Source organism: Streptomyces sp. NPDC048734 (genome assembly GCF_043198675.1).
Taxonomy (GTDB): Bacteria; Actinomycetota; Actinomycetes; order Streptomycetales; family Streptomycetaceae; genus Streptomyces.
In genome coordinates this window covers 53,579-65,617 of the sequence record NZ_JBICUZ010000014.1, presented here as the reverse complement: position 1 = coordinate 65,617, position 12,039 = coordinate 53,579, and the positions used below count along the sequence as shown (strand labels likewise).

The following is a 12,039-nucleotide window of genomic DNA, read 5'->3' as shown; positions in this document are numbered from 1 at the left end:
TTGCATTTCCGGGCGGCGGCCTTTTTGTGGGGTGGGGGGTGGTGTTTGGGTTGCGCGGGGGGGGGGGGGTGGGGGGCGGCGGGGGGGGGGGGGCGGGGGGGGGGGGCCCCCCCCCCCCGGGGCGCCCCCCACCACCCCCCAGAGCGCGTGTCAACCAGTCGTCCAACGCGGCTGGAGATGCGCCCGCCCACCCGAGGTGGGCGTCGGGGCGAACGAGCATGACGGTCCGTCTCCCGCCAGTCTCCGAGAGTGCGGCCACCGCGGTATCCGCGCCCAGGTGTGTGCGAGCGATGTCCGCAAAGGCCGACGCGACAGGGGCAGGAGCGACAATCGCCCACCGGTGACCGAGCTCCCCGTGCAGACGGGTGCGGCTGCCGTCCTCCCGGAGGCAGGCCAGGTCGGGTACGCGATCGCCCGCGCGCGGTCCGACACCGGTCCGAAGGCGCGACCACCGGCCTCCCAGAGGTCCGTTGCGGTAGCTGATCCTGAGCTGCGAGGACTTCTCCCAGAGCAGCCGTTGCGCCGTCTGGAGACGGAGCAACGGAACCAGGGCACGATCACGGACGGCGCGCATCACCCTGTTGTCAGCGACGGCCAGACGCGTAACGCCGCTCGTCGAAGCCATCACCTCGCGGGCCACCGGACGCCGTTCGCCTTCATAGGTGTCCAGCAGGCGGCTGTGGGCTCTGCCCGAGGCGACCAGTGCGAGCTTCCAGGCCAGGTTCTCGGCATCACCGAGCCCGGTGTTCATGCCCTGTCCACCGAACGGGCTGTGCACGTGAGCGGCATCTCCCGCCAGCAGAACTCGGCCGGACCGGTACCTAGTGGCCAGGCGGCGCTGAATACGAAAGGTCGAAGTCCACAGGTCCGTCCATCGCTCGGGCGGTTGGATGCCGGCGTGCTCCTGAAGGGCCAGCCTCAGCATGTCCGACACCCGATCGGAACCGATGTCCTCGCCATCCACGGGAGCCGACGCCACCAGCCGCCAGACACCGTCCCCGGGCAGAGGAAACACCCCGAGCATTCCCTCCCGATGCAGCCACGCCGACACCACGTCTCTGGGAAACGGCAACGACGCGCGCACATCCGCGAGGGAAAATCCGTCCATCATGGGTGCTCCGGGAAAGCCGATGCCCGCCGATGTGCGCACATGGCTGTGCGCTCCGTCGCAGCCCACCAGCCACCTCGCGCGCACCGCTCCGTCGTCGAACTGAACGGTCACGCTCTCCGCATCCTGATCAGCGTCGACGAACTTTCGGCCCCACTCCACCTCGACACCAAGCTCGCGGAGCCGCCGCAGCAACTGCGCTTCCACCTCCGCCTGCGAATTGACGAGCACAGGGCGATCCACCAGCGCCGCATGCGCGCCGACCTTCAGACGCATCAGACACTTGCCGTTGACGTGCGTGACGAACTCCGCGACTCGCACCGAACGCTCCGGCAGTCCTTCCAGAGCTCCGAGCCGGTCGAGGACTTCGGAGCCCCGCGGCTGGATCCCCAGAGCACGTGACGCTGTCGACGGCCGCTTCGCCTTGTCGACAATCCTGACCGATATCCCGGCCAGGGCCAGACCGCATGCCAGGGCCAGCCCGGTCGGCCCCGCGCCGACCACGACCACCATCGGACCTTCCACCTGGCATCCTCCGCGACTGAGATCCGACGTGGCTGGAGTGTCGAGCCTAGTGCGAGGGAGAGTTTCGCCGTCCACCGCCACCCACGTTCCGCAGGGCTCCGGCAGCCGAACTTCGATGGGACCTGAAGCCCGCCGCCGGGCAAAGGAACCGCACGCCCAAGGGTCCGAACTGACGCTTCGAGCAAACCGGGGTCTTGGGCCGGCCGCACAGACCGCCGAACTCGTCCAGGACGGACCGCGGTTCACCTGCGGCGCGGACGGCGTCGGCGCAGTCGGTGCCGGGCTGCGGCCTGCCGCCCGGTACGGGGCGACGGGTGGCACCCGTCCCGTAGTGCCGCCCGTCCGCCCGGACCCGGCGCCCGGCCCAGCGCCCGCACCCGGGTCACCCGCCTCACGGCGTCATCAGGATCTTCACGGCGCCGTCCCGCTTCTGCTGGAACATCTCGTACGCCTTCGGGGCGTCCGCCAGCGGGATGCGGTGGGTGGCGAAGTCGTCGACGCCGAGCGGGTCCTCCTCGGTGAGGTAGGGGAGGATGTCGTCGACCCAGCGCCGCACGTTGGCCTGGCCCATCCGGATCTGGATCTGCTTGTCGAACATGGTGAGCATGGGCAGCGGGTCGGCCATGCCTCCGTAGACGCCGGTCAGGGAGAGCGTGCCGCCGCGGCGGACCAGCTCGATGGCCGTGTGGAGGGCGGCGAGCCGGTCGACGCTGAACCGTTCGGAGAGGGGGCCGCTGATCTTGCGCGGCAGCAGGGCGGAGGCGTTCTGGATCAGGCGGGCGGTCGCGCTGCCGTGCGCCTCGGTCCCGACGGCGTCGATCACGGCGTCCGGGCCGCGCCCGTCGGTCTCGTCGCGGATCGCGGCGACCAGTTCCTTCTCGCTGTCGAAGCTCCGGAGGTCGTACGTCTCCACGCCCCGCGCGCGGGCCCGGCGCAGCCGGTCGCCGACGAGGTCCACGCCGAACACCCGTCCGGCGCCGCGCACCTGGGCGACGCGGCAGGCCATGTCGCCGATGGGTCCGAGGCCCAGCACGGCGACGCTGCCGCCCTCGGGGATGTCGGCGTACTCCACCGCCTGCCAGGCGGTGGGCAGGACGTCGGAGAGGTAGACGAAGCGGTCGTCGGGCGGGCCCTCGGGCACCTTGATCGGGCCGTACTGGGCCTGCGGGACGCGCAGGTACTCGGCCTGGCCGCCGGGCACCGCGCCGTACAGGCGGGTGTAGCCGAACAGGGCCGCGCCCATGCCCTCGGCGGTGACCTGGGTGGTCTCGCACTGGGTGGGCAGGGAGTTGAGGCACATCCAGCAGTCGCCGCAGGCGATCTGGAAGGGCACGACGACCCGGTCGCCGACGCTGAGGTCGACGACGCCGGCGCCGACCTCCTCGACGATGCCCATGGGTTCGTGGCCGAGGATGTCACCGGGGGTCATGAACGGGGTGAGCACCTCGTAGAGGTGCAGGTCGGAGCCGCACAGTCCAGTGGACGTGACGCGGATGACGGCGTCCGTCGGTTCCTGGATCACCGGGTCGGGCACGGTGTCCACCCGTACGTCCCGCTTTCCCTGCCAGGTCACTGCCTTCATCGTGCCGCGCTCCCTCCACCGGTTTCGGGGGCCCGCCGTGCCGGGGCGGATCCCGGAGTGCGGGCCGGGTACCCGGCGCCCTGGATCCGAACCGCGCCGCACCGACCTGCCCGCCGACCTGCCCGCCGGCCGGTCCGCCGGCCGGTCCGCCGGTCCGCCGGCCGCTCGGCGCCGGGTGGGCCGAGCGGCCCGCGGGGCGCATCCGATCGGGGACGGTCGGGTGTGGCCACCGGCAAGCAGACAAGCGCACAATCGGATCACGGAACGGGGTGGCGATGGTGGACACGACGGTGGACGGCACGACGGGCCCGAGACCCGGCGGGCGGCTCCGGCCCCCGTGGGAGCGCAGGAGGAGGCGCCGGGGCGCGCGCCCCGGGCGTGATGCGGCGGCCGCGCTCGCCGCGGCGCTCGCGCTGTCCCTCGCGGCGGGCTGCACGGGCGGCAACGGTCCGGCCGACGACGGCCGCGGCAGCGACCGGCCGCCGGGCGGCACGAGCACGGCCGCTCACGGCCAGGTCCTGGCCGTGAAGATCGACAACGTCCGGGCGGCCCGCCCGCAGACCGGTCTCGACGCCGCGGACGTCGTCTACGTCGAACAGGTCGAGGGCGGTCTGAGCCGGCTGCTGGCGGTCTACGCGACGCGGCTGCCGGAGACGGTCGGGCCGGTGCGCAGCGCCCGCGAGTCGGACCTGGAACTGTTGCGCCAGTTCGACCGGCCGGTGCTGGCCTTCTCCGGCGCGCAGAGCAAGCTGCTGCCGCTGATCGGCAGGGAGCCGTTGGAGGCCGTCACCCCGGAGGGCGACGAGGACGCCTACTACCGCGGCACCGGCCGGGCCGCCCCGCACAACCTCTACCTGCGCCCCGGCCGCGTGCTGACGTCCGCGCCGGGCGAGGCCGCGCTGACCACCGGGTTCCGCCACGGCCCCGCCCCCGAGGGGGGCACGCCCACCGCCTCGCACACCGTGCGCTATCCCGCGGCCCGCTTCACCTTCACCTGGTCCGGGGAGCGGCGGCGCTGGGAGGTCACCACGGACGGCACCCCGACGGTGACCGCCGACGGCCGCCGGCTCGCCCCGGCGACGGTGGTCGTGCAGTACGTGAACGTGCGCGGGTCCGGCTACCACGACTCGCTCGGCAACCACACGCCGTACACGGAGACGGTCGGCTCCGGGACGGCCCGGGTGCTGCGCGACGGGCGGACCCACGACGTGCGGTGGCAGCGCCCGCGGGCGGCGGACGGGACCCGGTTCACGACGCGGGACGGCACGCCGGTCGCCTTCGCCGAGGGCCAGGTGTGGGTGGTGTTCGCGCCGGCGCCGTGACGCCCGGGAGCCGGCTCGGGCGAGGGCGTGGCCAGGATCCCGGTCAGGTGAGGGCGCGGCCCGGGTCCCGACCGCTCGCGCCCCGCCCGGCCGGGGGCTCCGCCGGGTTGCGCAGCTCCTCCGCCGCGTCCGCGACCCGGCGGATCAGGTCGAAGAACACCGTCTGCTCCTCGCCGGACAGCGGGGCGAGGAAGACCTGGCTCATCCGGGCCGCGCGCACGGCGAGCCTGCGGTGGACGCGCAGGCCCTCGTCGGTCAGGCGCAGCAGGAAGCGGCGGCCGTCCTGCTGGTCGCGGACCTTGTCGAGGAGTCCGCGCCGGATCAGCCGGCCGATCACCTCGGCGACGGTGGAGCGGTCCAGGCCCACCCGCTCCCCCACCGTGCGCTGGTCGAGGCCCGGCTCGGCGACGAGCGCGTTGAGGACGGCGAACTGCGGGGAGGTGGTCTCCTCGGACACCATCGCGTTCCACAGCAGGTAGTGCGCCTGCTGGAGCCGCCGGGCGAGGTGCCCGGGGTGGGTGTTGAGGTCCGCCGCGGCCATGCGCGCTCCCGAAGTAGATTCGAACGTGCACTGAACGATACTCGGAGAGCAGGCTGCTGTCTGCTCGCGGGAAAGAGCGTTTGACCTCAGCTTTCCGCCAAGTCTTGACGACCCGGCCCGCCGATGGCAGCGTGAAGGACACCTCGCCAAAATAGTCAGTGCCCTGATTAATTGAGGGCTGAGGTGCACGGAGAGAGATGGGGCTGCACGCATGGACAAGGTGGTCGCCACGGCCCTGGAGGCGGTGGCCGACGTGCCGGACGGCGCGTCGCTGGCAGTGGGCGGTTTCGGGCTGAGCGGCGTACCGGGCGTCCTCATCCAGGCCCTGTACGAGCGGGGCGTCACCGGGGTCTCGGTCGTCTCCAACAACTGCGGGGCGATGGAGTCGGGCCTCGCCGTCCTGCTGGCCGCCGGGCGGATCGCCCGGGTGACCGGGTCGTACATCGGGGCGAACAAGGAGTTCGCGCGCCAGTACCTGTCCGGGGAACTGGAGGTCGAGATGATCCCGCAGGGGACCCTCGCCGAGCGCCTGCGGGCCGGCGGCGCCGGCATCCCCGCCTTCTACACCCCGGCCGGGGTGGGAACCCAGGTCGCCGAGGGCGGGCTGCCGTGGCGCTACGACGGCGAGGGCGGCGTCGCGCTCGCCTCGCCGCCGAAGGAGGTGCGGGAGTTCGACGGCACCGAGTACGTGCTGGAACGCGGCATCCGCACCGACTACGCCCTGGTCAGGGCCGCGAAGGGGGACCGGCACGGAAACCTCGTCTTCAACAGGTCCGCCCGCAACTTCAACCCGCTCGCGGCGATGGCGGGGCGGATCACGATCGCCGAGGTCGAGGAACTGGTCGAACCGGGCGAGCTGGACCCGGACGCCGTGCACCTGCCGGGCGTCTTCGTGCAGCGGGTGGTGGCCCTGACGCCCGAGCAGGCCGCCGACAAGAGGATCGAGCAGCGGACCGTCTCGGCGCCCGCCACGAGGGAACGGGTGAACGGCTGATGGCCTGGACACGCGAGCAGATGGCGGCCCGCGCCGCGCGCGAACTGAAGGACGGGCAGTACGTCAATCTCGGCATCGGTCTGCCGACACTGATCCCCAACTACCTCCCCCCGGACGTCGAGGTGGTCCTGGAGAGCGAGAACGGCATCCTGGGCACCGGCCCCTACCCCACCGAGGACCAGGTCGACCCGGACCTGATCAACGCCGGCAAGGAGACCGTCACGGTGCTGCCCGGCGCCTCCTTCTTCGACTCGGCGCTCTCCTTCGGCATGATCCGCGGCGGCCACATCGACGTCGCCGTGCTCGGCGCGATGCAGGTGTCCGAGCGGGGCGACCTCGCCAACTGGGCGATCCCCGGCAAGATGATCACCGGCATCGGCGGGGCCATGGACCTGGTCCACGGCGCCCGTACCGTCATCGTCGTCATGACGCACACCGCGAAGGACGGCAGTCCGAAGATCCTCGCCGAGTGCGCGCTGCCCCTGACCGGCAAGGGCTGCGTCGACCGCATCGTGACCGACCTCGGCGTCCTCGACGTCACCGAGGACGGCCTGGTGCTCGTCGAGACCGCGCCCGGGGTGGGCGTGGACGAGATCGTCGCGAAGACGGACGCCGAGGTCCGCGTCCCCGAGGAGGACCGGCAGTGAAGAGCGTCTACATCGTCGACGCCGTCCGCACCCCGGTCGGCCGCTACGGCGGCGCCCTGGCCTCGGTGCGCCCCGACGACCTCGCCGCCCACGCGATCCGTGAACTCCTGGCCCGTACGCCCGCGTTGGACCCGTCCCGGATCGAGGACGTGTACGTCGGCAACGCCAACGGTGCCGGTGAGGAGAACCGCAACGTGGCCCGGATGGCCGCCCTGCTGGCGGGCCTGCCGACCTCCGTGCCGGGCGTGACCGTCAACCGGCTGTGCGCCTCCGGCCTGGAGGCGGTGATCCAGGCGGCCCGCGCGATCGCCGTCGGGGACGCCTCGATCGCCGTGGCCGGCGGTGTCGAGTCGATGACCCGCGCGCCCTACGTGCTGCCCAAGGGCGACCGGCCGTTCCCGGCGGGCCACGCGGAGCTGTACTCGACCACGCTGGGCTGGCGGATGGTCAACCCGCGGATGGACCCGCAGTGGACGATCCCGCTCGGCGAGAGCGCCGAGCTGATCGCCGACAAGCACGGGATCAGCCGTGCGCGGCAGGACGAGTTCGCGCTGCACAGCCACCGCAAGGCGGCGCGGGCCCAGGAGCAGGGGTTGTTCGACGTCGAGCTGGCCCCCGTCACGATCCCCCGCCGCAAGGGCGACCCGCTGGTGTTCGCGGCCGACGAGTCGGTGCGGCCGGACGCCTCCCTGGAGGCGATGGCGAAGCTCGAGCCGTCGTTCCGCACCGAGGGCGGCACGGTCACCGCCGGGAACGCGTCGCCGCTCAACGACGGCGCGGCGGCCCTGCTCCTCGTCGACGAGGAGGGCCTGCAGGCCGTCGGCCGTGAACCCCTCGCCCGGGTGAGCGCCACCGGGGTGTCGGCCCTCGATCCGCAGTACTTCGGACTCGCCCCCGTCGAGGCGGTCAACCGGGCCCTCGCCAAGGCGGGCAAGGGTTTCGACGACCTGTCCGTGCTCGAACTGAACGAGGCCTTCGCCGCCCAGGTGCTGGGCTGCGTGGCCGAGTGGCCCGAGTTCGATCCGGCGATCCTCAACCCGCAGGGCGGCGCCATCGCCCTCGGCCATCCGCTCGGCGCCTCCGGCGCCCGCCTCGCCGGCACCGTCGCCCACCAGCTCGCCCGCCGCGGCTCCGGTGTCGGTGTCGCCACCCTCTGCATCGGCGTGGGCCAAGGCCTCGCCCTCGTTCTCGAACGCCAGTGACCCGGGACTCCTCATGACTCTCACGCAAGCCGACATCGACCAGGAGATCGCGGCCGAGCACGCCGCGTACGAGAAGCGGGTCGCCGACGGCGCCCCCGTCGAGCACCATCCGCGCCGTGACTACGCGCCCTACCGTTCCTCCCTCCTGCGCCATCCGCAGCAGCCGCCGGTCGCCATCGACGTCCGCAAGGACCCGGAGCTGGTGGAGCTGGCCTCGCCGGCCTTCGGCGAGCGGGACATCACCGAGATCGACAACGACCTGACCCGGCACCACCGCGGCGAGCCGGTCGGCGAACGCATCACCGTCTCCGGCCGGCTCCTCGACCGCTCCGGGCGGCCGGTCCGCGGCCAGCTGGTGGAGATCTGGCAGGCCAACTCGGCCGGCCGGTACGCCCATCAGCGCGAGCAGCACGACGCCCCGCTGGACCCGAACTTCACCGGGGTGGGCCGCACGCTCACCGACGACGACGGCCTCTACCGCTTCACCACGATCCAGCCGGGCCCGTATCCGTGGCGCAACCACGTCAACGCCTGGCGGCCCGCGCACATCCACTTCTCGCTGTTCGGTTCGGCGTTCACCCAGCGGCTGGTGACGCAGATGTACTTCCCGAACGACCCGCTGTTCCCCTACGACCCGATCCTGCAGTCGGTGACGGACGACGCGGCGCGGCAGCGGCTGGTCGCCACCTACGACCACAGCCTGTCCGTGCCCGAGTTCTCGCTCGGGTACCACTGGGACATCGTGCTGGACGGCCCGAACGCCACCTGGATCGAAGAAGGACGCTGACCCGCCATGACGAAGATCGACACCAGCAACCCGGAGAGCGTGCCGCCCACCCCGTCGCACACGGTCGGCCCCTTCTACGGCTACGCGCTGCCCTTCCCGGGCGGCGGCGACATCGCGCCGGTCGGCCACCCCGACACGATCACCCTCCAGGGGTACGTCCACGACGGCGAGGGCCGGCCGCTGCCGGACGCCTTCGTCGAGCTGTGGGGCCCGGACCCGGACGGCCGGGTGCCCACCGTCGACGGCTCGATCCGGCGGGACCCCTCGACCGGCGGCTACCTGGGGCGCAACGGCGTGGAGTTCACCGGCTGGGGCCGCGTCCAGACGGACGCGAACGGCCACTGGTACGCGCGGACCCTGCGGCCCGGCGCACGCGGGCGCAGCGCCCCGTACCTCAGCGTGTGCGTGTTCGCGCGCGGACTGCTCGTCCACCTGTTCACCCGGATCTACCTGCCCGAGGACACGGCCGCGCACGCCACCGACCCGCTGTTGGCCGGGCTCGACCCGGCGCGCCGCGGCACGCTGGTCGCGGCCGGCGACGGCGCGGGCACCTACCGTTTCGACATCCGCCTTCAGGGCGAGGGCGAGACGGTCTTCCTGGAGTTCCGGTGACAGCTGACCAGTCGGACGCCGGTCTGCTCGCCCCCGGGTGGACCGGCTCCCCGGCGGCCTCCGCCACGAGCGACGCGGCCTACCTGCGGGCGCTGCTCGACGCGGAGGCCGCGCTGACCCGTGCGCAGGCCGCGCTGGGCCTGGCCCCGTCCGCCGCCGGGAGGGCCGTCACCGAGGCCGCCGCGGGCACCTTCGACGTACGGTCCCTCGCCGCGCGCGCGAGGAGCGGCGGGAACCCGGTGATCCCGCTGGTCGCGGACCTCACGGCGGCGGTCGGCACGGAGTACGGGCCGTACGTCCACCGGGGGGCCACCAGCCAGGACATCATGGACACGGCGACCATGCTGGTCGCGGGGCGGGCGATGGAGGCGGTCCTCGCCGACCTGGACCGTACGCAGCGGGCGCTGGCGCGGCTGGCCGCCGAGCACCGGGACACACCCGTGCCGGGCCGCACGCTCACCCAGCACGCCGTCCCGACGACGTTCGGGCTGAAGGCCGCCGGGTGGCGGTCGCTGGTGCTGGACGCGCGGGACCGGATCTCGGCCGTACGGGACTCCCTGCCCGCCCAGCTCGGCGGCGCGGCCGGGACGCTGGCGGCCTTCACGGCGTACGGCGCCGCGGACGCGACCGAGCTGCCCGCCGCCTACGCGCGGGAACTTGGCCTGCGCGCACCGCTGTTGCCGTGGCACACGCTGCGCACCCCGGTCGCCGACCTGGCCGGGTGCCTGGCCTTCACGGCGGGGGCCCTGGGGAAGACGGCGGCCGACGTGCTCACCCTCTCCCGCACGGAGGTCGCGGAGATCGCGGAGGGCAGCGGCGGCGGTTCCTCGGCCATGCCGCACAAGGCGAACCCCGTGCGGTCCACGCTGATCGCCGCCGCCGCGCTGCGGGCCCCCCAGCTCGCGGCGACGCTGTACGGCGCCCTGGTGGCGGGCGACGAGCGGCCGGCCGGGGCCTGGCACGCGGAGTGGGAGCCGCTGCGGGACCTGCTGCGGCTGGTCGGCGGGGCCGCCCGGGACGCGGCGGAGCTGACGGAGGGGCTGCGGGTGCACGCGGACGTCATGCGGGAACACCTCGGACTCACCCACGGGTTGATCGTCTCCGAGCGGCTCTCCGCCGAACTGTCCGCGGTGCTGGGCCGGGCCCGTGCCAAGGAGCTGTTGACCAGGCTCGCGCCCCGCACCTTCACCGAAGGCCGCTCGTTGCGCGAACTCCTTTCCGAAGAAGCGGCGTTGGAGGACGTCGACCTCGACGGCCTCACCGACCCCGCCCGTTACACCGGCTCCGCCGGAGCCCTCACCGATCGTGCGCTGGAGCGACGTTGACCGAGAAGCTGCTCAACCACCGGTCCGAGGGGCCGACTTCCGCTCCCCCGCTGATCCTCGGGCCCTCCCTCGGCACCTCGTACGCGCTGTGGGACGAGGTCGCGCCCGAACTGTCCATCGGGCACCGGGTGATCCGCTGGGACCTGCCGGGGCACGGCGGCTCGGCCGCCGACCTGATCGGCCCCGGTGCCACCGTCGGCGACCTGGCCGCCCTCGTGCTGGCACTCGCCGATTCCCTCGGCCTGGAGCGGTTCGCCTACGCCGGCGTGTCGCTGGGCGGGGCGGTCGGCCTGCACCTGGCGCTGCACCACCCCGAGCGGGTGTCGTCCCTCGCGGTGATCTGCTCGTCGGCCCACTTCAACGGTGCCCGGCCCTGGCGGGAGCGGGCCGCGCTGGTGCGGCGCGAAGGGCTGGCCCCGGTCGCGGAGAGCGCGAACTCCCGCTGGTTCGCCGGTGATTTCACGGTGCCCGAACTGATCGCCGACCATCACCGCGCCGATCCGGCGGGCTACGCCGCCTGCTGCGACGCGCTGGCCGCGTTCGACCTGCGCGAGCGGCTCGCGGAGATCACCGTGCCCACGCTGCTGGTCGCCGGACGCGAGGACCCGGCGACGCCGCCGGCGCATCTGCGGGAGATCGCGGACGCGGTGCCGGGCGCCGCGCTCGTGGAGATCCCGGGCGCCTCCCACCTGGCCCCCGCGCAGTGCCCGCAGGCCGTACTGACCGCGCTGCGCGCCCACTTCGGCGAGGGCGCCGGGCGGGGCATGCGGGTCCGGCGGGAGGTGCTCGGGGACGCGCACGTGGACCGGGCGCAGGCCCGCCAGACGCCGTTCACCGCCCGCTTCCAGGACTTCATCTCCCGCTACGCCTGGGGAGAGATCTGGACCGACCCGACGCTCAGCCGCCGTGAGCGCAGCATGATCACCCTGACGGCGCTGGTCGCCCACGGCCACTACGACGAGCTGGCCATGCACGTCCGGGCGGCCCGGCGCAACGGGCTCACCCCACAGGAGATCGGCGCGGTCCTCCTCCAGACGGCCGTCTACTGCGGGGTCCCCGCGGCGAACTCCGCCTTCGCGACGGCCCAGCGCGTCCTGGCGGAGGAGACCGACGAGGGGTGACCGTGCGGGGCCCCGCGCCCCGGCTCGGCCGGCGTCCCTGCGTTGCGGGCCCGGCCCCGCGGGGGTCCCGGGGCGGCTGGAGCCGGACGCCGCTCCACCAGGGGCTTCGTCCTCCGTGCGACGAGGGCCGGCCGCTCGGACTCCGTCAGGCGACGACCGGGAGCCCGGCACGGCGACGGCCGGGAGCCCGGCACGGCGACGACCCGGAGCCCGGCACGGCGACGGCCGGAAGGAGGCCTCCCTGCCGGGCCCGTCGCTTGCGGCCCTGCCGGG

At 73.6% G+C, this 12,039-nt stretch carries 11 protein-coding genes; 8 read left to right on the top strand and 3 right to left on the bottom strand.

The genetic code is table 11. The features are described 5' to 3' along the window. Positions 1-1,621: FAD-dependent monooxygenase (locus ACGFQC_RS29245; RefSeq protein WP_393288899.1), on the bottom strand; the 1,621-nt coding region annotated here is incomplete at its 3' end. Positions 1,622-2,024: 403 nt separating this feature from the next. Beyond that, entirely contained in the window at positions 2,025-3,215 is a 1,191-nt protein-coding gene (locus ACGFQC_RS29240; protein ID WP_363090716.1) for a zinc-dependent alcohol dehydrogenase, read from the bottom strand. A 275-nt stretch (positions 3,216-3,490) separates the two neighbouring features. Here ACGFQC_RS29240 and ACGFQC_RS29235 point away from each other — a divergent pair, with 275 nt between their 5' ends. Continuing rightward, positions 3,491-4,537 carry a DUF3048 domain-containing protein gene (locus ACGFQC_RS29235; RefSeq protein WP_363090717.1) on the top strand — a complete coding sequence of 349 codons (1,047 nt, stop codon included), beginning with the start codon at positions 3,491-3,493 and terminating at the stop codon, positions 4,535-4,537. A 43-nt stretch (positions 4,538-4,580) separates the two neighbouring features. Here ACGFQC_RS29235 and ACGFQC_RS29230 read toward each other — a convergent pair whose 3' ends face one another. Further along, on the bottom strand, positions 4,581-5,078 hold the full coding sequence (locus ACGFQC_RS29230) for a MarR family transcriptional regulator (protein WP_363090718.1): 498 nt from the start codon (positions 5,076-5,078) through the stop codon (positions 4,581-4,583). Between the two features lie 211 nt (positions 5,079-5,289). On the opposite strand from ACGFQC_RS29230, the gene ACGFQC_RS29225 reads away from it, so the two are divergent. The 7 genes from ACGFQC_RS29225 to pcaD are packed head-to-tail and all read left to right on the top strand — an operon-like array spanning position 5,290 to position 11,766. Continuing rightward, positions 5,290-6,072, top strand: coding sequence for a CoA transferase subunit A (locus ACGFQC_RS29225; protein ID WP_363090719.1), 783 nt, complete (start codon positions 5,290-5,292; stop codon positions 6,070-6,072). Beyond that, complete coding sequence (locus tag ACGFQC_RS29220) at positions 6,072-6,719, top strand: CoA transferase subunit B (protein ID WP_363090720.1); 648 nt, start codon at positions 6,072-6,074, stop codon at positions 6,717-6,719. The genes ACGFQC_RS29225 and ACGFQC_RS29220 overlap by 1 nt, the downstream gene beginning before the upstream one ends. After that, a complete protein-coding gene (locus ACGFQC_RS29215; RefSeq protein WP_363090721.1) occupies positions 6,716-7,921 on the top strand; it encodes a thiolase family protein in 1,206 nt (401 codons plus the stop codon). Before ACGFQC_RS29220 ends, ACGFQC_RS29215 begins: the two co-directional genes overlap by 4 nt. 13 nt (positions 7,922-7,934) lie before the next feature. Continuing rightward, positions 7,935-8,708, top strand: coding sequence for a protocatechuate 3,4-dioxygenase subunit beta (gene pcaH, locus ACGFQC_RS29210; RefSeq protein WP_363090722.1), 774 nt, complete (start codon positions 7,935-7,937; stop codon positions 8,706-8,708). Between the two features lie 6 nt (positions 8,709-8,714). Beyond that, positions 8,715-9,320, top strand: coding sequence for a protocatechuate 3,4-dioxygenase subunit alpha (pcaG, locus tag ACGFQC_RS29205; RefSeq protein WP_363090723.1), 606 nt, complete (start codon positions 8,715-8,717; stop codon positions 9,318-9,320). Continuing rightward, the gene (gene pcaB, locus ACGFQC_RS29200) at positions 9,317-10,645 is read left to right on the top strand and encodes a 3-carboxy-cis,cis-muconate cycloisomerase (protein WP_363090724.1); all 1,329 of its coding nucleotides are present in this window, start codon (positions 9,317-9,319) and stop codon (positions 10,643-10,645) included. Before pcaG ends, pcaB begins: the two co-directional genes overlap by 4 nt. After that, positions 10,642-11,766, top strand: coding sequence for a 3-oxoadipate enol-lactonase (pcaD, locus tag ACGFQC_RS29195; RefSeq protein WP_363090725.1), 1,125 nt, complete (start codon positions 10,642-10,644; stop codon positions 11,764-11,766). The genes pcaB and pcaD overlap by 4 nt, the downstream gene beginning before the upstream one ends. Positions 11,767-12,039: the final 273 nt, after the last annotated feature.